The organism is Nocardioides sp. PD653-B2, from assembly GCF_002117935.1.
In the GTDB taxonomy this organism is placed as follows: Bacteria; Actinomycetota; Actinomycetes; order Propionibacteriales; family Nocardioidaceae; genus Nocardioides.
The window spans coordinates 52,073-70,775 of sequence record NZ_BDJE01000041.1; the positions used below are offsets into that span (position 1 = coordinate 52,073).

Consider the following 18,703-nt stretch of genomic DNA (forward strand, 5'->3'; position numbering starts at 1 on the left):
GACTTTGTGTCAGTGTGTGCGCGTGCGCGACCCTGCCGGACAGACATTGCTGCTCTCCCACGACACCTACCGCGCGGAGGTGGTGACCGTCGGTGCCGGCCTGCGGACCCTGACCCACGACGGCGTGGACCTCGTCGCGGGCTACCCGGCCGGCACGATGTGCCCCCAGTTCCGCGGCTGGGTGCTGATGCCGTGGCCCAACCGGGTCGGCGATGGCGCCTACGAGTTCGCGGGCGCGTCGCTGCAGCTCCCTCTCAGCGAGGTGGCCCGCGGCAACGCCCTGCACGGCCTGGTCGGCTTCGTCCCCTGGACGGTGGCGTCGTACGACGAGTCGCGGACGACGCTGCGCTACGAGATGCCACCCCAGACCGGCTACCCGTTCTCCCTCGACCTCACCGTCACCTACGAGCTCGGCCCGGACGGGCTCCGGGTCACCCTGGCTGCCCACAACGTCGGCGACGGGCCGGCGCCGTACGGCACCGGCCACCACCCCTACTTCACCCTGGGCCGCCCGGTCGACGACCTGGTGCTGACCGTGCCGGCCACGACGTACTGCCCGATGGACGACCGCGGTCTCCCCAGCGCCGCCGAGCCGGTCGCCGGCACGCCGTACGACTTCCGCACGCCGCGGGCGGTCGGCGACACCGTCCTCGACCACCCGCTCGGCGGGCTCACCGACAGCGTCGTCTCGGTCGTCGACCCGCAGTCCGGGCGCGGGATCGAGCTCACGCTCGGCGACGGCTTCGACTGGGTGCACCTCTTCAGCTGCGACCCGCACGACCCGCCCCGTCAGGCGCTCGCGATCGAGCCGATGACGTGTCCGCCGGACGCGTTCCGCACCGGGGTCGACCTGCTCGTGCTCCAGCCCGGCGAGACCCATGAGGTGTCGTTCACGGTCGCCGCTACTGGAAGCTGACGAACCGCACGGTCGGGCGCACGGCGCGCACCTGGGGCGCGCCCATCCGGTGGACGTCCTCGTCGTAGAAGAGCTTGAAGCCCATCGTGAACTGCCGCGGCCGGGCGACGGCGTGGTAGGTCGCGAGCTTCTGCCTCGGGGTGCCGAACCCGTCGACGTGCTGCACCATCGCCAGCCCGGGGCGGCTCTTGACCTGCGCGATGCGCGCGACCATGTCGGTGCGGAACTGGTGCAGCACGAAGAGCTTCTCGGGCAGCCCCTGCGCACGGGTGAGCCGGGCCAGCCACCACGAGGTGCGGTTGACCTCGCGGGCGCTCACCTGGCCCACGGTGTGGGCCGGGACCTGGTGCGGGCCCATCCGCCACTCGGGGTCGAGCGCCAGCCCGACCCACGGGTCCCGCAGCGCCCACGCCCAGCGCTTCACGACGTCGGGGAACGGCGAGCGCCCGGGCTGGATGTCGAGCAGGAGCAGCGCGTGGTTGCGGTGCGCGGCCCGGACGTAGCGCTCGACCTCCGCGCGCGGGATGTCGTGGCTGTAGTCGCCGTCGGGCCCGGCGCTCGCGTCGGCGATGGTGACGATCAGCTCGTAGACGTGGCGGACCGGCTGCCCGGGACGGCGGAAGGGTGCGGCCGCCCGGTGCAGGCGCGCGTCCATCGTGTCCGGGTCGGTCTCGCCGAGGACGCCCATCGCGCCCGTCTGCGCGGTGCCGTAGTAGGCCACGAGGACGTGGTGGCCGCCGAAGACCCGGGTGCCGCCGTCGGGCAGGGTCGCCGGCCGCGGGTCGGTCGGCCGCGTGGTCGGCGCGGGTGCGGACGCGTCGTCCGCGGGCGTCTCGACCTCGGTCGGCGGCGGCGCCCCTCCCCGCTCGACCGAGGGGGGTACGGGCTCGCCGTTCGCCTCGTCGCGGCCGAGACCCCACGCGATCAGGAGGAACCCGGCCAGCAGCAGGAACACCAGGAAGAGGACGGGTCCGCGCTGGTCGGGCTCTCCTCCGGTGGACACGTCAGCCGGTGATGGCGCCGTGCGCCGCCGACTGCACCATCTGGGCGTACTTGCCGAGCACGCCCCGGGTGTACTTCGGCGGGAGCGGCTCCCAGCCGACCTTCCGCTTCTCCCACTCCTCGTCGTCGACACCCTCGATCTCGAGCAGCCGGTTGGCGACGTCGAGCGTGATGGTGTCGCCGTCGCGCACGAACGCGATCGGGCCGGCGTCGACGGCCTCGGGCGCGATGTGGCCGACGCAGAGGCCCGTCGTACCGCCGGAGAAGCGGCCGTCGGTGATGAGCAGGACGTCCTTGCCGAGCCCGGCGCCCTTGATGGCGCCGGTGATCGCGAGCATCTCGCGCATGCCCGGGCCGCCCTTGGGGCCCTCGTAGCGGATCACGACGACGTCGCGGGGCGCGATCGTGCCCTCCTCGAGGGCGTCCATGGCGGCGCGCTCCCCGTCGAAGACCCGGGCGGTGCCGGTGAAGACGGAGTCGTCGAAGCCGGCGGTCTTGACGACCGCGCCCTCGGGGGCCAGCGACCCCTTGAGGATCGTCAGGCCGCCGGTCGCGTGGATCGGCCGGTCGAGCCTGCGGATCACGTCGTCGTCGAGCGCCGGCGGGGCGAGCTCGGCGAGGTTCTCGGCCATGGTCTTGCCGGTCACCGTCAGGCAGTCGCCGTGCATCAGGCCGGCGTCGAGCAGCGCCTTCATCACGACGGGGATGCCGCCGATCTTGTCGACGTCGTTCATCACGTAGCGGCCGAACGGCTTGAGGTCGGCGAGGTGCGGCACCTTGTCGCCGACCCGGTTGAAGTCGTCGATCGTCAGGTCGACGTCGGCCTCGCGCGCCATCGCCAGCAGGTGCAGCACGGCGTTGGTCGAGCCGCCGAGGGCCATCACCACGGTGATCGCGTTCTCGAACGCCTCCTTGGTCATGATCTGGCGCGCGGTGATGCCCTTGCGCAGCAGGTTGACCACGGCCTCGCCGGAGCGGTGCGCGAACCCGTCGCGGCGCCGGTCGACGGCCGGCGGCGCGGCCGACCCGGGCAGCGACATGCCGATGGCCTCGGCCACGGCGGCCATCGTGTTGGCGGTGTACATGCCGCCGCAGGCGCCCTCACCCGGACAGATCGCCCGCTCGATGCGGTCGACCTCCTCGCGGGTGATCTTGCCGGCCAGGCAGGCGCCGACCGCCTCGAAGGCGTCGATGATCGTCACGTCGTTGCCGTCGACCTGGCCGGGCATGATCGACCCGGCGTACAGGAAGACGCTGGAGAGGTCGAGGCGCGCGGCGGCCATCATCATGCCGGGCAGCGACTTGTCGCAGCCGGCCAGCAGCACCGAGCCGTCGAGGCGTTCGGCCATCATCACGGTCTCGACCGAGTCGGCGATCACCTCACGGGAGACCAGCGAGAAGTGCATGCCCTCGTGGCCCATCGCGATGCCGTCGGACACCGAGATGGTGCCGAACTCGAGCGGGTAACCACCGGCCGCGTGCACGCCGTTCTTGACCGCCTGCGCGAGCCGCTGCAGCGACAGGTTGCAGGGGGTGATCTCGTTCCAGCTGGACGCGACGCCGATCTGCGGCTTGACCCAGTCGTCGTCGCCCATGCCCACCGCCCGCAACATGCCGCGGGCCGCGGCCTTCTCCAGACCGTCGGTCACGTCGCGGGAGCGGGGCTTGATGTCAGGCTCGGTCATGCGATCAGGGTATTCGGATTGCGGCCCCTGGTCTCGACCAGGCTCGACCACCGAGAAGCCTCAGGCCTCGGCGGCGGCCTTCAGGCGGGCGAGGCCCTTCTCGAAGTCCTTGCCGATCAGGCGGTCCATCGGGAGCACCCGGCCGACCAGGCCCCAGAAGCCCGTCCGCTCACCGCTCATCCGCCACTCGACCGTCGTGCCCGGCGCACCGTCGACCGGGGTCGGCGTCAGGGTGAAGGTCACCCGGTTGGTGTTCTCGAAGGGCTTGAGGAAGGCCAGCCGGATGTCGACCGTGCCGGGCGTCGACCCGGTGATCTCCATGCTGCCCGCACCGGCCTTGCGGTTGCCCTCCCAGGAGTAGCGGGCGCCCACGCCAGACGCGGGCCCCGAGTAGGTGCGCCGCAGGTCGGGGTCGAGCCCCTCCCACGGCGACCAGGCCTGCCACTGGTGGAAGTCGTCGACCAGCGCGTGCACGCGCGCGGGGTCGGCGGCGACCGTCGTCGAGCGGACGACCACGAAGCCGCTCACGACGTCGCCACCGGGAGTGCCGCCGCACGCACCACCATCACGTCGGGGAGGTCGGCGACGATCTGGCGCCAGGTCCCGCCCTCGTCGGCCGAGCCCCAGACCGCGCCGTTGCGCGCTCCGACGTACAGGCCCGCGGTCTCGTGGTCGTCGGCGCACATCGCGTCGCGCATGACGGCGACGTAGAAGCCATCCGGCAGTCCGTCGCCGAGCTCGGTCCAGGTCTCGCCGGCGTCGCGCGAGCGCCACACCCGGGCCTTGGCGTCGGGCGGGTAGCGCCGGTCGCCGCCGTTGATCGGGAAGACGTAGACGGTGTCGGGGTCGTGGGGGTGGACGACGATCGGGAAGCCGAAGTCGGCCGGCAGTCCGGCGGCGATCGACGTCCAGGTGCCGCCGTGGTCGTCGGAGCGGTAGACGCCGCCGTGGTTCTGCAGGAAGAGCCGCTCCGGGCGGGCCGGGTGCCGGGTGATCTTGTGGACGCACTGCCCGAACTCGGGGTACTGCTGGCCCTCCGGGAGGAACTCGGCCCGGATGCCCTGGTTGCGGGGCGCCCACGAGGCGCCGCCGTCGCTGGTCTGGTAGACCCCGCCGGTGCTCAGCGCCGCCGTGACCGAGCGCGGGTCCGTGGGGTGCGGCAGCACGGTGTGGAAGGCCTGGCCGCCGAAGCCGGCGTTCCACTGCGGCCGGTGCGGGTGGTCCCACAGCGCCCGCTCGAGCGCGAAGGTCTCGCCGCGGTCGTCGGAGCGCCAGACCGCACCGGGCTCGGTGCCGGCGTACACGACACCGGGCTCGCTGCCGGGGGTCAGCTGCCACACCCGCTCGACCGTGGCGTCGGTGCCGTCGGGGAAGCGGATCGCGCCGTTCGGGGTCTCCTGCCACGTGCCGCCGAGGTCGTCGGAACGGCGTACCTGCGGGCCGAGCCAGCTCGAGGACGCGCCGGCGAGCAGCCGGGGTGCGTCACCGCGGGTGTCGATGAGGCACGAGTAGACCTCCTCCATGTCGAAGTGCGGTCCGGTGAACTCCCAGTCCACCCGCGCCTCGTCCGACGTGCCGATCCAGAGACCCTTGCGGGTCCCGACCATCACCAGGGTCCTGTCAGCCATCTCCGTGCTCCGCTCGTCGCTCTCGCCCACTGTGCACCCACCGCGCGCCGTTCTTCTAGATTGACCAGGTGACCCCCCGGAACTCATCGCACCGGCTGGTCTCCCCCGTCTGGCTGGTGCTGGTCGGCATCTTGTCGGTGCAGTTCGGCGCCGGCGTGGCCAAGGGGCTCTTCGACGAGATCGCGCCCACCACGATCGTGTGGCTGCGCCTCGTGACCAGTGCGGTCGTGCTCATGGCCGTCGCCAGGCCGGTGCTGCGTGGGCGCTCGCGGTCGGACTGGCTGGTCGTGCTCGCCTTCGGCCTCTGTCTCGGGACCATGAACTGGGCGATCTACCAGGCCTTCGCGCGGATCCCGCTCGGCGTCGCGGTGACGCTGGAGTTCGTCGGGCCGCTGACCCTGGCGGTCCTGGGATCGCGGCGGGTGCGCGACCTCCTCTGGGGGCTGCTCGCCGGGCTCGGCGTCGCGGTGCTCGGGCTCGAGGGGGGCGGCGACGTCAACCTGGCGGGCGTGCTCTTCGCACTGCTCGCCGGCGCCATGTGGGCGTCGTACATCCTCCTGGCCGGGCAGACCGGCCGGCGCTGGCCCGGCTTCGACGGGCTCGCCCTCGCGAGCGTGGTCGCGACCGTGCTGCTCACGCCGTTCGCGATCGGCGAGGGCGGCGGCGACCTGCTCGACCCGCGGATCCTGCTCCTCGGCGCCCTCGTCGGGCTGCTCAGCTCCGTGGTCCCCTACAGCAGCGAGCTGGTCGCGCTGCGCTCCATCAAGGCGTCGGTGTTCTCGATCCTGATGAGCCTGGAGCCGGCGGCGGCAGCGCTGGCCGGCATCGTCGTGCTCCAGGAGTTCCTCACCTGGGAGCAGTGGCTCGCGATGGTCTGCGTCGTCATCGCCTCCGTCGGCGCGACCCGCTCCAGCCGGACCTTCGCCGAGCCCGCGCCGGACTGAGTCCCCGGAGTTCACGCAACCGTCACACGGCGTTGACCCGACCGAATCGGCACACTCCTAGGTTGGGTGACACCTACTTCTCGGGAGAGCTCATGGGGAGCCACATGTTCCACACCCCGCACCTGGTCGACCGGACGGTCGGCGCGGTGAAACGTTGGCCGGTCGAGTCGCAGCAGCGAGCTCGCCGCAACGCCATGATCGCCTCCACCGCTCTGGCACAACGGCGTGCTGAGCTCGACGACGTCGAGGAGTTCCTCGCCGCCCTGGGCGGAGCTCCGGTGCCGGAGGTGGCAGCTCACGCTGCGCACGGCTGAGTTCACCGGACCGGCCTTGCCTCTCCCTGGCCGTCCGGTGGACTCAGCCACACCTCCACCATCCAGGTCGGGGTTCGGGGCACAATCGAGCGCATGTCCGCCTCCCCCGCGCAGATCCGACCGGTCGCCACGCTGGCGTACGACGAGGTGCTCTCCGACGACGGCACCCGCCTGCGCGCCTGGACCAACGACCCGGACGGGCTCGTCGACGGCCCCACCGTCGTGCTCTGCAACGGGCTCGGCACCAGCCCGTGGACCTGGCCGGCGTTCCTCGATCCCGACTGCGGCGTCCGGGTCGTCTCCTGGAACCACCGCGGCACCGGAGGCTCCGACCGGCCCGCCGACCGCGACCGGGTGGGCATCGAGGAGTTCGCCGAGGACGCCCTCTCGGTCATGGACCACTTCGGCGTCGACCGGGCGGTCCTGGTCGGCTGGTCGATGGGTGTGAACACGATGTACGAGCTGGCCGTGCTCCACCCCGAGCGGGTCACCGGCCTCTTCGCGGTCGCCGGCGTCCCGGGCGACACGTTCGCCACCATGCTCGGCCCGCTGCGGCTCCCCCAGCTCGCCGTCAAGGCCATCGCCGTCAACAGCTCCCGGCTCCTCAAGTACGGCGGCCGCGCGCTGACCCCGATCGCCAGCCGGCTCCCGGTCGGCAGGCGCACCATCGGCGTGCTCAGCCACAGCGGCTTCATGCTCCCGGTCGCCGACCCCGAGCTGACCGCGCGTGCGGTGGCGGCGCTGCTCGCGATCCCGGTGGAGTGGTACGGCCACCTCGCGCTGCACACGTCGCAGCACCCGCGCGTCTCGCTGAGCCGGATCACGGTCCCGGCCGCGTTCGTCGCCGGCACCTTCGACCTGCTGGCCGGAGCCCGGGCGATGGCCAGCGCGGCCGAGCGGATCGAGGGCGCGACGTACACCGAGCTCCGCGGCACGCACTTCCTCCAGATGGAGCAGCCCGGCCGGGTGCACGACCTCTTGTTGGAGTTCTTGCGTAGGGTCGGGTGACATGCGCCGGACCACCGCCCTCGCCAGCCTCACCGCGCTGGCCGCGGTGCTCCTGACCGCCTGCAGCGACGACGCCGAGGACACGCCCAACACCACGATCACCGCCACCCCGGGCGGCTCCGCACCGACGACGGAGGCGACCGAGCCGACCGGATCGGGGTCGTCCCCCGCCGACACCTCGACCCCGTCCGCCGACCCGGGTCCGGTGAAGGTCCTCGCGACCGTCGCCACCGGGCTGGCCGCGCCGTGGGGCATCGGCTTCCTGCCGAACGGCGACGCGATCGTCACCGAGCGCGACACCCGCCGGGTGCTGCTGCTGCAGGCTCCGTCGTACGACGTGAAGCAGGTCGGGCTGATCAGTGCGGCCGTCTCCGCGGTGGAGTCGGGGGGCGAGGCGGGACTGCTCGGCGTCGCGGTCTCGCCCGACTTCGCCACCGACCGGATGCTGTACTTCTACCTCAGCACCGCAGCCGACAACCGGATCGTGAAGGCGACGCTCGAGAAGGGCAGGCTGGGCACGCCGCAGGTCATCCTCGACGGGATCCCGAACGGGGTGATCCACGACGGCGGCAGGCTCGCGTTCGGGCCTGACGGCTACCTCTACGCCTCGACCGGCGAGACCGGTGACGGCGAGCTGGCCCAGGACAGGAGCACGCTCGCCGGCAAGATCCTGCGGATCACCACCGACGGCGACCCGGCGCCCGGCAACCCGTTCCGGGGCTCGGAGATCTGGTCCTTCGGCCACCGCAACGTCCAGGGCCTGGCCTTCGACGACCAGGACCGGCTCTGGGCCTCCGAGTTCGGCGACCAGACCTACGACGAGCTCAACCTGATCGAGCCCGGCAAGAACTACGGCTGGCCGATGATCGAGGGCCGGGGCGGCCAGAAGGGCTACGCCGACCCGCAGGTCGTGTGGTCGACGGACCAGAACTCGCCGTCGGGCCTCGCCTGGCTCGACGGGCACCTCTGGCTCGCCTCGCTGCGCGGCGAGCGGCTCTGGCGGGTCTCCGTGGCGGACGGCCGGGCCAGCAAGCCGACCGACTTCTTCGTCGGCGCCTACGGCCGGCTGCGCACGGTCGTGGCGACCCCCGAGGGCAAGCTCTGGGTGGCGACCAGCAACCGCGACGGACGCGGTCAGCCGCGCGACGGCGACGACCGCATCCTGCTCGTCAATCCCTGATGGTCCGCTTCGCGACGCCCCGAGGGGGCGATCTCGCGTGAGCCGTGGGGAGGTGTCCGGGTGGCCGACCGACATCTGGCGCCCGCAGCTGACGATGCGCGTCGGCGCACCCCCGGGGACGACCCTCCAGGTCCTCCTGGAGTGCCTCGACGCGGCCGGCTACCGGGTCACGGAGCGCGACGAGCACGGCTTCCGCGCGCGCCGGGTCGCCTGGCTCGACCGGATCATGCTCGAGGGCGGCACCACCGACCTGGAGGTGCGCGCGACCGGAGCCGACGTGCTCGTGCGCGTCGCGAAGGGTGCCGGCGAGCGCGGTGGCCGCACGCGTGCCGCCGACGGGCTCAGCGCCGCGGTCGAGGAGCTCCGGCGTCGGGGCTCGCCGGTGCGGACGACCGCGTGGGGACCACCACCCCCGTGACGGTGGCGCGCCGCGACGCGCGCCGCAGCGTGGTGAGGATCGCCGGGCCGAGCACGACGACCGCGACCGCGTTCGTGATCGCCCGGACGGTGTCCCAGCTGCCGGTCGACGTCAGCAGCGTGTAGACCGCGAACGTCTTCAGGTTCTCGACGACCGGCGCGCCCGCGACGTACGACAGGGGGCCCTCGTGACCGGGCACCTGGATGCCGAGGATGAACGGCCAGCCGGACAGGTTCATCAAGATCCCGAACGCGTAGGCCGCGACCACGCCGTACGCCGCGAGCATCGCGATCTCGCGCCTGCCGGTCACCCGGCGCGGCAGCAGCCCGGCGCCCATGCCGACCCAGGCGAAGCACAGCATCTGGTAGGGCATCCACGGCCCCACGCCGGCGGTCATCAGCGCCGAGGCGAACAGCGAGGTGCAGCCGAGCACGAAGCCGAAGCCGGGCCCGAACACGCGGCCGGCGAGCACGAGCAGGAAGAACGTCAGCTCCACGCCCGCCGTGCCCGGGGAGATGCCGCGCAGGACCGCGTTGACCGCGCTGAGCACGCCGAGGATCGCCAGCACCCGCGGGTCGAGCCCACCCTCGTTGAGCTCGGCGAGCACGACCGCGATCACGACCGGCAGCAGCATCAGGAAGAGGAACGGCGGGTCGACGCGGGTGCCCTCGGGCACCCGGAGGAGGAGCGGCCAGCAGAGCATCATCAGCCCGGCGAACGAGGCGACCGCGAGCACCACGACGGAGCGCGGGGCGATCCGGACCGCTGCCCTCATGACGCGCTCAACGCCGCGACGACCTCGTCGACGCGCAGCCACGGCGCCCCGAGGACCTTGGTGACCTGCGGCGCGAAGGACGGCGACTCGGCGACCACCCGGCGCACGGGCCCGGACGAGACGACCTCGCCCTCGGCGAGCACGACCACGTCGTCGGCCGCCTGGGCGACGAACTCCACGTCGTGGGTGGCGACCAGGACCGCATGTCCCTCGGCCGCGAGGCCGCGCAGGATCCCGGCGAGCACGTGCTTGGCCGCGTAGTCGAGCCCGCGGGTCGGCTCGTCGAGCAGCAGCACCTCGGGCCGCGACGCGAGCACCAGGGACAGCGCGAGCGCCAGCCGCTGGCCCTCGGAGAGGTCGCGGGGGTGCTGGTCGCCCGCGATGCCGGGCACCAGGCCGTCGAGGATCTCGCGGCACGCCCCGGTGCCGCCGTCGGCCGCGACGCACTCGTCGTCGACGGTCTCGAGGTAGAGCAGGTCGGCGGCGTTCTGGGGCACCAGGCCGACCAGCGCGCGGCGGTCGGCCGCGCCGAGGCCGGCCGGGTCGGTGCCGCCGACGGAGACCTGGCCGCCGTGTCGGCGACCGCTCCCCTGGAGCGCCCAGATGAGCGAGGACTTGCCGGAGCCGTTGCGGCCCATCAGCGCGGTGACCCGGCCGGCGCCGAGCTCGACGTCGACGTCGCGCACCGCGACGGTCTGGCCGTGCACGACGGTGAGGCGTCGTACGGCGACGGCAGCCGCGGCGGCCGACTCCGTCGTGACCGGAGGGGTGCCGATCCGGTCGAGGAGCTCCCGCGCCCGGCGGCGGGCGTCCCGCACGCTCAGCGGCAGCGGGGTCCAGCCGGCCGCGCGGCCGAGCTCGACGATGGGCGGCGCGACCGGCGAGTCGACGAGCAGCTCGCCGGGCACGCCGACGTGCATGCGCCCGGCGCCCGTCAGCAGGCACATCCGGTCGGCGAACGGCACCACCCGCTCGAGCCGGTGCTCGGCCAGCAGCACCGAGACGCCGAGGTCGTGCACGAGGCGGGTGAGGGTGGCGAGCACCTCCTCGGCGGCCGTCGGGTCCAGCGCCGAGGTGGGCTCGTCGAGCACGAGCAGCCGGGGGTGCATGGTGAGCACCGATCCGATCGCGACCCGCTGCTGCTGACCGCCGGACAGGGTGCGCAGGTCGCGGTGGCGGAGGTCGGCTATGCCGAGCAGGTCGAGGGTCTCCTCGACCCGGCGGCGCATGGTGTCGCCGGGCAGGCCGAGCTGCTCCATGCCGTAGGCGAGCTCCTCCTCGACCGTGTCGGTGACGAAGCCCGCTGCCGGGTTCTGACCGACGTACCCGATCGCGTGCGCGCGCTCGCGCGGCGGTGCGTGCACGATGCTGACGCCGTCGAGCAGCACGTCGCCGTCGAGGGTGCCGCCGCTGAAGCGCGGCACCAGCCCGGTGACGACCCCGAGCAGCGTCGACTTGCCGACGCCGGTGGGCCCGGAGACGAGCACCAGCTCGCCCTCCTCGACGGTGAGGTCGACGCCGTCCAGCACCGGGGGGCCGGCGTCGTAGGAGAAGCGGAGCCCGCGCAGCTCGATCATGCGACCAGCTCCTCGACGGCGCGCGCCGGGGCGACCGGCACGGCGAAGGGCCGAGCCGGCGGCGGGGAGCAGAGCGCGCCGAGCAGGCCCACCGCGGCGCCGAGCAGCGCCGCGGCGCTCACGGGCGGGAACGCCGTGAGCGCGGGGTAGGCGACGTCGATCTGGTGCCGGTTCATCCACCAGCCGACGGCACCGACGGCGACGCCCGACGCGGCGACCGCCAGCTCGGGCCAGCGCCACGGGTCCGGACGGTAGCGGGTGCGCTCGACCCGGCGGCCGGCGCTGAGCAGGCCGGCGCCCGCGGCCACGACCCCGACGACCAGCATCGGCAGCGCCAGCAGGCGCGGGACGGTGGTGTCGAGGACGGCGTAGGTGCCGACGCAGATCCCGCAGAGCCCGACCAGCATGAGCGCGCCGGTCGTGCGCCGCTGGGTGCGTGTGAGCCCGGCGGCACGGCCGTAGCCGCGGGTGTCCATGCCGGCGGCCAGCGCGAGGGAGCGCTCGAGCGCGTCCTCCAGCACCGGCACCAGGAAGCGGCGCAGCCTGCCGACCCGGCCGGTCTCCCCCGCCCGCAGGCTCTGGGCGGCGCGGACGCGGCGGGCGCTGTCGGCGAACTGCGGCAGCACGGTCACCGCGACGACCAGCGCGGTGCCGATCTCGTAGAGCGCGGGCGGCACCGACCGCAGCAGCCGCTTGGGGTTGGCCAGCGAGTTGGCGGCGCCGATGCAGATCACGATGGTCGCCAGGCGGAGGCCGTCGTACAGCGCGAAGAGCAGGGCCTCGGCGTACACCGGCCCGAGCAGCGTGAAGCCGGCGACCCACTCCGGGAGCGGGATCGCGGGCAGGTCGAGCAGCACCCGCCCGCCGGTCCAGCCGCCGAACACGAGCCGGAAGACGACCCGGACCAGCACGATCGCGACACCGAGCCAGACGTAGATCCGGAACGACTGGCCCCACGGCTGGTCGGAGCGGCGCAGCACGACGACCAGCCAGGCCACCCCGATCAGCAGGAGCAGCACCAGCGGGTTCGTCGTGAAGGAGGCCGCGGCGGCGAGCCCGATCGCCCACAGCCACCAGGCCACGGGATGCAGGTCGCGCGGCAGCCGCGCGGTCGTGCTCACGGGCCGGGCGTCCCGCGTCGGCGTCGTACGACGGCAGCGCCGCCGGCGCCCGCGAAGAGCGCGGCGATCACCACGGGCGCGACCCAGGCGGGGAGCCCGCCGCCGCCGGGGTCCGCCGGGTCGGCCGAGACGGGCACGGTGTCGTCGGGGCCCTGGGTCGACTCGCTCGCCGAGGGCGGGTCAGCGGGGGGCGGGGACGCCGACCGGGTCTTCTTCGTGCCGCCGGGCTCGGCCGAGCCGGGTCCGGTCGGGTCCAGGGTCGCCGAGGCCGTGGGGTCGGTCGCGTCGCTCGCCCGCGGTGACGTCGGCGGCTGGCCGGCCCCGCCGGTGTGGCTCGGGTGCGCGGTCGGGGTCGGGGTCGCGTGGGTGGGGCTCGTCGTCGGGGTCGGCTGCGTGGGGTGCGTGGCCGGGGCGGCGCCGGGTGTCGACCGGGTGCTGCTGCCGTTCCACGAGAACGCGACGTACCCGCCGTCGGGGACGGTCAGTCCGGCTGCGCTGGTGGATGCATAGGTCCACGAGCCGGACCTGCCGTCCGACCACCACAGGCCCCAGTAGGCGTCGGCGGGCGGGGTGTTGACGCACGGGTCGTCGGCGGGGGCGCCCGACACCGTGCAGACGAACCCCGGCTGGCGCTGCACGTAGGTCAGCGGGAAGCCGGCGGCCGGGAAGAGGCTGCTCGCCCGCTGCTCACCGCCGTCCGGCACGCACGCCGTCCGCACGCCGCCGCCGAGCTCGTGGAAGTCGACGACGACGCTCACGCCGTCGGCCGACGAGCAGGTGGCCGCCGACGCGGGTGCTGAGGGGACGACGGCGCTCGCCGCCGCGGCCAGGGCGGCCGCGGCGACGAGACGCGCGAGGGTCCGAGAGATCAGTTGCACGTCAGCGGGTGACGGTGAAGGACTTGCTGTTCTTGCGGTTGCCGAACTGGCCCGTCACCACGACCCGACCCTTGCCCGGCTGGCGGGGGACCTTGAAGGAGTGCGTGAACCTGCCCTGGTCGTTGGCCTGGACAGCGGTGACGAAGGAGGTCTGCTTCGACCCGGACTTCGGCCAGTGGACCACGATGCTCAGCGACTCGCCCGGGGCGAGACCGCGGACGGCGACGAGCTGCTTCTTGCCCGCGGCGACCGTCTTCTCGAGCGCGAACCGCACCTTCTTCGCGCCGAGGGCGTGGATCTCGGCGGTGCCGAACGTGCGGTCGGCGTTGGCGACCTCGACCCTGCTGGTGCCGGTCTTGGTCGGGATCAGGACGGGCAGGTGGCCCTCGCCCGCGGCGTTGGCGTAGCCGAGGACCGACTGCTCGCCGAGCATCGCGCAGAGCGCCTCGCCCGGGGCCGCCTGGACCACGCCGACCGGCTTCTTGCCACCGGCCTTCACGTACTCCGCGGCGAACAGGGCCTGCGGGTCGCCCGGTCCGGTCTGCGCGGCGCGGAGCGCCGGCAGGGCCTGGGCCGTGGCCCGCTGTGCGGTGTAGCGGAGCTGGTCGTCCATCGGACCGGCCTGGGCCGCCTTCAAGGACGCGTTGTCGTAAGCGAGCGAGCCGGTGTCGGCCGCGTCGTAGTAGACGCAGTGGGCGACGTTGGTGGCCTGGTGGGCCCGCAGCCACGCGGCGGCGCGCTGCGCGGCCTCGGTCTCGCCGGACAGGAAGAGCGCGTAGCCCGCGAGGCCGGTGCTGTTGGCGTTCGCGTTCGGCAGGGAGGCGTCGGCACCGAAGGAGCCGTTGGCGTTCTGGGCCGTCTTCAGCCAGGCGACGGCGTCGGCCACGTGGCCGGCGACGTCGGTGTCGTCGAGCTGCGACCGGAGCGACTGGACCGCCAGCGACGTCGCGTCGACGTCGGGCTGGCCGCCGCTGCCGTCGCAGGTCTGGTCGGCGGCGTCGATCGCGGCGAAGGACTGGCGGAAGAAGCCGGCCGCGCACTGCTGGTCGAGGAGGAAGTCGGTGACCGGGTCTGCGAGGTCGCTGCCCGCGGTGTCGAGCGCCTGCGCGGCGAAGGACTGGCCCAGCGTGTTGGCGTAGTCGCCGAACGTCGAGACGTCCACGATCCGGCCGTTGGTCGCACCCTCGGTGTCGACGACTCCCTCGAGCGACTGGATCAGGTCGACGCCGCCGAAGCTGGTCGGGTCGTCGCCCGCGGTCTGGGCGAGCACGGCGGCCTTCGCAGTGGCGCCGGCGTACGTGCTGTCCGGGTCACCGGCGGCGTCGCCGGTGACGTACTCGTCGACGCGGGCGGCGACCGCGTCACTGATGCCGCCGACCACCGGCGCCGGAGCACCGACCTCGTGCAGCGACAGAGCCGCGTCGATCGAGGCGCCGAAGTCGGGGTAGGGGTTGCCCTCGGAGTCGACGTAGGGGCTCAGCAGGAGGCCGTCGTCGAGCTGGCCGACGAGCCAGGTCCCGGCGGCGGTCGCCGGCCCGGGGTCGACCGCGGCGGATGCCGGGGACGACGTGGCCGCCAGGACGGAGAGAGTGAGAGCCGGAGCGGCCAGAACGGCGGCGACGCGGCGCGCGGTGCTGCGCATGGGTGGTTCCTTCCCGCTGCTCAGCGGGAGCGCCTGGGGCGGATCCCCGGGTTCGCCACCCGCTGCTTTCCTCGACAGCGTGTGATCAGGACGCGTCGCATCGGGTGCTCCGGCTCGCCCCCGACCCTGGGAGGGTCGGACGGCCTACGGTTGCGGGTCAGCGCCGGGATCTGACCGGCTTCCCCCGCTGCGGGCGTGGTGACTTGTGCCCGCGCAGCATATCCCCCGGCGGGCTCGGGGTCCTTCTCGGACTAGCTCAACTTCTCCAGCACCAGCTCCCGCACCCGGCCGGCGTCGGCCTGGCCGCGCATCTCCTTCATGACCGCGCCGATCAGGGCGCCGGCGGCGGCGACCTTGCCGTCGCGGATCTTGTCCGCGACGTCCGGGTTGGCCGCGATGGCCGCGTCGACGGCGGCGCTCAGCGCGCCCTCGTCGGACACGACCGCGAGCCCCCGGGCGGCCACGATCTCAGCAGGGGTGCCCTCACCGGCGAGCAGGCCGTCGAAGACCTGGCGGGCCAGCTTGTCGTTGAGCGACCCGTTGTCGACCAGCGCCTGCACGGTCGCGACCTCGACGGGGGTGACCTGGAGGTCGGTGATGTCCAGCCCGGCGTCGTTCGCCCGACGGCCGAGCTCGGAGAGCCACCACTTGCGGGCCGACTGCGGCGACGCCCCGGCCGCGACGGTCTCCTCGATCAGCCCGACCACCCCCGAGGCGACGACGTCGCGCATCTCGAGGTCGGTGTAGCCCCAGTCGGCCTGGAGCCGGGCCCGCTTGAGCAGCGGGTTCTCCGGCAGCGTCCCGCGCAGCTCGTCGACCCACTCCCGGCTCGGGGCCACCGGCACCAGGTCGGGCTCCGGGAAGTAGCGGTAGTCGTCGGCGTCGGACTTCTCGCGCCCGCTCGTGGTGACGCCGGTGTCCTCGTGCCAGTGGCGCGTCTCCTGCAGGATCGAGCCGCCCGCGTCGAGGATGGCGGCGTGCCGCTGCATCTCGTAGCGCACCGCGCGCTCGACCGACCGGAACGAGTTGACGTTCTTGGTCTCGGTGCGGGTCCCGAGCTTCCCGGAGCCCTTCGGCGCCAGCGAGAGGTTGACGTCGGCGCGCAGGTTGCCCTGGTCCATCCGGGCCTCCGAGACGCCCAGGGCGACGATCAGGTCCCGCAGCTGGGAGACGTAGGCCCGGGCCACGGCCGGCGCCTTCTCCCCCGCGCCCAGGATCGGCTTGGTGACGATCTCGATCAGCGGGATGCCGGCGCGGTTGTAGTCGACCAGGGAGTAGTCGGCGCCGTGGATGCGGCCGGTCGCACCGCCGACGTGCAGCGACTTGCCGGTGTCCTCCTCCATGTGGGCGCGCTCGATCTCGACGCGGAACACCTCGCCGTCGACGTCGACGTCCATGAAGCCCTCGAAGCAGATCGGCTCGTCGTACTGCGACGTCTGGAAGTTCTTCGGCATGTCCGGGTAGAAGTAGTTCTTCCGGGCGAAGCGGCACCACTCGGCGATCTCGCAGTTGAGCGCCAGGCCGATGCGGATGGCCGACTCGATCGCCTTGGCGTTGACGACCGGCATCGCGCCGGGCAGACCCAGGCAGGTCGGGCAGACCTGGGTGTTGGGCTCGCCACCGAAGACGGCCGGACAGCCGCAGAACATCTTGGTGTTGGTGTTGAGCTCGACGTGGACCTCGAGGCCCAGCGCCGGGTCGTACGACGCGAGCACGTCGTCGAAGGCCACCAGCGTGTCGGTCATCGAGCTCCTCCTTCGAGGGTCGGGGCCTTGTCCAGCAGCGGGCCGCCCCACTGCTCGAGCAGCGCGGCCTCGAGGGCCGCACCGACCCGGTAGAGGCGGTCGTCGGCGAGCGCCGGCGCCAGGATCTGGATGCCGGCGGGCAGGCCGTCCTCGTCGGCGAGGCCGCTCGGCACCGAGATGCCGGGGACGCCGGCGAGGTTGGCCGGGATGGTCGCGAGGTCGTTGAGGTACATCGCGATCGGGTCGTCGAGCTTCTCGCCGAGCTTGAACGCCGTGGTCGGCGCCGTCGGGGAGACCAGCACGTCGGCCTTCTCGAACGCTGCCTCGAAGTCCCGCGAGATCAGCGTGCGGACCTTCTGGGCCTGGCCGTAGTAGGCGTCGTAGTAGCCGCTCGACAGCGCGTAGGTGCCGAGGATGATCCGGCGCTTGACCTCGTCGCCGAAGCCGGCGTCGCGGGTCGCGCGCATCACGTCCTCGGCGCTGGGGTTGTCGATGCCCTCGGGCACGACGCGCAGGCCGTAGCGCATGGCGTCGAACTTCGCGAGGTTGCTCGACGCCTCCGCCGGGAGGATCAGGTAGTACGCCGCGAGGGCGTGCACGAAGTGCGGGCAGGACACCTCGACGACCTCGGCGCCGGCCTTGACCAGCAGGTCGACCGACTCCTGGAAACGGGTCATCACGCCCGGCTGCCAGCCGCCCTGCCCCCCTTCGTGGCGACTCAGCTCGGTGATGACGCCGACCCGCAGGCCGGACAGGTCGCCGCCGGCGCCCAGCCGGGCCGCCTCGACCAGGGCGGGCAGCGGCTGGTCGACGCTCGTGGAGTCCTTGGGGTCGTGGCCGCCGATGATCTCGTGCAGCAGCGCCGAGTCGAGGACCGTGCGGGTCACCGGGCCGGCCTGGTCGAGCGAGCTGGCCAGCGCGACGAGGCCGTAGCGCGAGACGCCGCCGTACGTCGGCTTCACGCCGACCGTGCCGGTCACGGCGCCGGGCTGGCGGATCGAGCCGCCGGTGTCGGTGCCGATCGCGAGCGGCGCCTCGAAGGCGGCGACCGCGGCGGCCGAGCCTCCGCCGGAGCCGCCGGGGATCCGGTCGAGGTCCCAGGGGTTGTGGGTGGCGCCGTACGCCGAGTGCTCCGTCGAGGAGCCCATCGCGAACTCGTCCATGTTGGTCTTGCCGAGGATCGGCAGGCCGGCCTCGCGCAGCCGGGTGACGACGGTGGCGTCGTACGGGGGGATCCAGCCCTCGAGGATCTTGGAGCCGCAGGTCGTCGGCAGCCCCTCGGTCACCATCACGTCCTTGACCGCGATCGGCACGCCGTCGAGCGCGGAGGCAGGCGCCCCGGCAGCGCGGCGGGCGTCGGAGGCGGCGGCCTGGGCGAGCGCGCCCTCGGCGTCGACGTGGAGGAAGGCGTGCACGGCGCCGTCGACCGCGGCGATCCGGTCGAGGTGCGCCTGGGTCAGCTCGACCGACGTCACCTCGCCCGCGGCGAGGGCGTCGGCCAGCTCGGCTGCGGTCTTCCTGATCCAGCTCACTGCTCGTCCCCCAGGATCCGCGGGACCGCGAAGCGCTGCTGCTCGACCGCGGGGGCGCCGGACAGGGCCTGCTCCGGGGTCAGGCACGGCACCACGACATCGTCGCGGAAGACGTTGGTGAGCGGCAGGGCGTGCGAGGTCGGCGGGATGTCGTCGCTCGCGACCGCGCTGATGGAGGCGACGGACTCGAGGATCACCGAGAGCTGGGGGGCCAGGTGGTCGAGCTCGGCGTCGTCGAGATCGATCCGGGCGAGGTCCGCCAGGTGCGCGACCTCGTCGCGCGTGATGTCAGGCATGGGGTCAATCCTAGGAGAGCGGCGGCCCAACCGATCCGCCGG

18 protein-coding genes are annotated in these 18,703 nt (G+C 73.3%); 6 read left to right on the forward strand and 12 right to left on the reverse strand.

What is annotated here, in order from left to right; genetic code table 11:
• Positions 1-22 precede the first annotated feature (22 nt).
• Complete coding sequence (locus tag PD653B2_RS17780; RefSeq protein WP_165763529.1) at positions 23-916, forward strand: aldose 1-epimerase family protein; 894 nt, start codon at positions 23-25, stop codon at positions 914-916.
• Here the strand turns inward: PD653B2_RS17780 and PD653B2_RS17785 are convergent.
• Genes PD653B2_RS17785 through PD653B2_RS17800 form a run of 4 tightly spaced genes read right to left on the reverse strand, consistent with a single transcriptional unit; the run spans position 903 to position 5,231 of the window.
• The gene (locus PD653B2_RS17785) at positions 903-1,919 is read right to left on the reverse strand and encodes a hypothetical protein (protein WP_085873733.1); all 1,017 of its coding nucleotides are present in this window, start codon (positions 1,917-1,919) and stop codon (positions 903-905) included. The genes PD653B2_RS17780 and PD653B2_RS17785 overlap by 14 nt on opposite strands.
• 1 nt (position 1,920) lies before the next feature.
• The gene (ilvD, locus tag PD653B2_RS17790; RefSeq protein WP_085873734.1) at positions 1,921-3,603 is read right to left on the reverse strand and encodes a dihydroxy-acid dehydratase; all 1,683 of its coding nucleotides are present in this window, start codon (positions 3,601-3,603) and stop codon (positions 1,921-1,923) included.
• Between the two features lie 60 nt (positions 3,604-3,663).
• Positions 3,664-4,131, reverse strand: coding sequence for an SRPBCC family protein (locus PD653B2_RS17795; protein ID WP_085873735.1), 468 nt, complete (start codon positions 4,129-4,131; stop codon positions 3,664-3,666).
• On the reverse strand, positions 4,128-5,231 hold the full coding sequence (locus PD653B2_RS17800) for a WD40/YVTN/BNR-like repeat-containing protein (RefSeq protein WP_085873777.1): 1,104 nt from the start codon (positions 5,229-5,231) through the stop codon (positions 4,128-4,130). The genes PD653B2_RS17795 and PD653B2_RS17800 overlap by 4 nt, the downstream gene beginning before the upstream one ends.
• 68 nt (positions 5,232-5,299) lie before the next feature.
• On the opposite strand from PD653B2_RS17800, the gene PD653B2_RS17805 reads away from it, so the two are divergent.
• From PD653B2_RS17805 to PD653B2_RS17825, 5 genes are all read left to right on the forward strand, one after another.
• The gene (locus tag PD653B2_RS17805; protein WP_085873736.1) at positions 5,300-6,175 is read left to right on the forward strand and encodes an EamA family transporter; all 876 of its coding nucleotides are present in this window, start codon (positions 5,300-5,302) and stop codon (positions 6,173-6,175) included.
• A 62-nt stretch (positions 6,176-6,237) separates the two neighbouring features.
• Entirely contained in the window at positions 6,238-6,489 is a 252-nt protein-coding gene (locus PD653B2_RS17810) for a hypothetical protein (RefSeq protein ID WP_133058860.1), read from the forward strand.
• 93 nt (positions 6,490-6,582) lie between these two features.
• A complete protein-coding gene (locus PD653B2_RS17815; RefSeq protein ID WP_085873738.1) occupies positions 6,583-7,497 on the forward strand; it encodes an alpha/beta fold hydrolase in 915 nt (304 codons plus the stop codon).
• A gap of 1 nt (position 7,498) precedes the next feature.
• Positions 7,499-8,677 carry a PQQ-dependent sugar dehydrogenase gene (locus tag PD653B2_RS17820; protein ID WP_085873739.1) on the forward strand — a complete coding sequence of 393 codons (1,179 nt, stop codon included), beginning with the start codon at positions 7,499-7,501 and terminating at the stop codon, positions 8,675-8,677.
• A gap of 37 nt (positions 8,678-8,714) precedes the next feature.
• Positions 8,715-9,095, forward strand: coding sequence for a hypothetical protein (locus tag PD653B2_RS17825; protein ID WP_133058861.1), 381 nt, complete (start codon positions 8,715-8,717; stop codon positions 9,093-9,095).
• On the opposite strand, the gene PD653B2_RS17830 is transcribed toward PD653B2_RS17825, so the two are convergent.
• The 8 genes from PD653B2_RS17830 to gatC form a co-directional block, all read right to left on the reverse strand.
• Positions 9,019-9,870, reverse strand: coding sequence for an ECF transporter S component (locus PD653B2_RS17830; protein WP_085873741.1), 852 nt, complete (start codon positions 9,868-9,870; stop codon positions 9,019-9,021). The two genes, PD653B2_RS17825 and PD653B2_RS17830, sit on opposite strands and share 77 nt — an antisense overlap.
• Positions 9,867-11,447, reverse strand: a complete 1,581-nt coding sequence (locus tag PD653B2_RS17835; RefSeq protein WP_085873742.1) for an ABC transporter ATP-binding protein — start codon at positions 11,445-11,447, stop codon at positions 9,867-9,869. Before PD653B2_RS17835 ends, PD653B2_RS17830 begins: the two co-directional genes overlap by 4 nt.
• Positions 11,444-12,568, reverse strand: a complete 1,125-nt coding sequence (locus PD653B2_RS17840; protein WP_089504010.1) for an energy-coupling factor transporter transmembrane component T — start codon at positions 12,566-12,568, stop codon at positions 11,444-11,446. The genes PD653B2_RS17835 and PD653B2_RS17840 overlap by 4 nt, the downstream gene beginning before the upstream one ends.
• Complete coding sequence (locus PD653B2_RS17845; protein ID WP_085873744.1) at positions 12,565-13,446, reverse strand: hypothetical protein; 882 nt, start codon at positions 13,444-13,446, stop codon at positions 12,565-12,567. The genes PD653B2_RS17840 and PD653B2_RS17845 overlap by 4 nt, the downstream gene beginning before the upstream one ends.
• A gap of 1 nt (position 13,447) precedes the next feature.
• Positions 13,448-15,088, reverse strand: coding sequence for a prenyltransferase/squalene oxidase repeat-containing protein (locus PD653B2_RS17850; protein ID WP_085873745.1), 1,641 nt, complete (start codon positions 15,086-15,088; stop codon positions 13,448-13,450).
• 251 nt (positions 15,089-15,339) lie between these two features.
• The gene (gatB, locus tag PD653B2_RS17855) at positions 15,340-16,833 is read right to left on the reverse strand and encodes an Asp-tRNA(Asn)/Glu-tRNA(Gln) amidotransferase subunit GatB (protein ID WP_085873746.1); all 1,494 of its coding nucleotides are present in this window, start codon (positions 16,831-16,833) and stop codon (positions 15,340-15,342) included.
• On the reverse strand, positions 16,830-18,365 hold the full coding sequence (gatA, locus tag PD653B2_RS17860; RefSeq protein ID WP_085873747.1) for an Asp-tRNA(Asn)/Glu-tRNA(Gln) amidotransferase subunit GatA: 1,536 nt from the start codon (positions 18,363-18,365) through the stop codon (positions 16,830-16,832). Before gatA ends, gatB begins: the two co-directional genes overlap by 4 nt.
• Positions 18,362-18,661 carry an Asp-tRNA(Asn)/Glu-tRNA(Gln) amidotransferase subunit GatC gene (gatC, locus tag PD653B2_RS17865; protein WP_085873748.1) on the reverse strand — a complete coding sequence of 100 codons (300 nt, stop codon included), beginning with the start codon at positions 18,659-18,661 and terminating at the stop codon, positions 18,362-18,364. The genes gatA and gatC overlap by 4 nt, the downstream gene beginning before the upstream one ends.
• Positions 18,662-18,703: the final 42 nt, after the last annotated feature.

Excerpts from the sequence above, each read along its gene's own strand:
- ilvD (WP_085873734.1), bottom strand. The coding sequence starts at position 3,603 with ATGACCGAGCCTGACATCAAGCCCCGCTCCCGCGACGTGACCGACGGT.
- PD653B2_RS17800 (WP_085873777.1), bottom strand. The coding sequence starts at position 5,231 with ATGGCTGACAGGACCCTGGTGATGGTCGGGACCCGCAAGGGTCTCTGG.
- PD653B2_RS17815 (WP_085873738.1), top strand. The coding sequence starts at position 6,583 with ATGTCCGCCTCCCCCGCGCAGATCCGACCGGTCGCCACGCTGGCGTAC.
- PD653B2_RS17820 (WP_085873739.1), top strand. The coding sequence starts at position 7,499 with ATGCGCCGGACCACCGCCCTCGCCAGCCTCACCGCGCTGGCCGCGGTG.
- PD653B2_RS17830 (WP_085873741.1), bottom strand. The coding sequence starts at position 9,870 with ATGAGGGCAGCGGTCCGGATCGCCCCGCGCTCCGTCGTGGTGCTCGCG.
- PD653B2_RS17835 (WP_085873742.1), bottom strand. The coding sequence starts at position 11,447 with ATGATCGAGCTGCGCGGGCTCCGCTTCTCCTACGACGCCGGCCCCCCG.
- PD653B2_RS17850 (WP_085873745.1), bottom strand. The coding sequence starts at position 15,088 with ATGCGCAGCACCGCGCGCCGCGTCGCCGCCGTTCTGGCCGCTCCGGCT.
- gatB (WP_085873746.1), bottom strand. The coding sequence starts at position 16,833 with ATGACCGACACGCTGGTGGCCTTCGACGACGTGCTCGCGTCGTACGAC.
- gatC (WP_085873748.1), bottom strand. The coding sequence starts at position 18,661 with ATGCCTGACATCACGCGCGACGAGGTCGCGCACCTGGCGGACCTCGCC.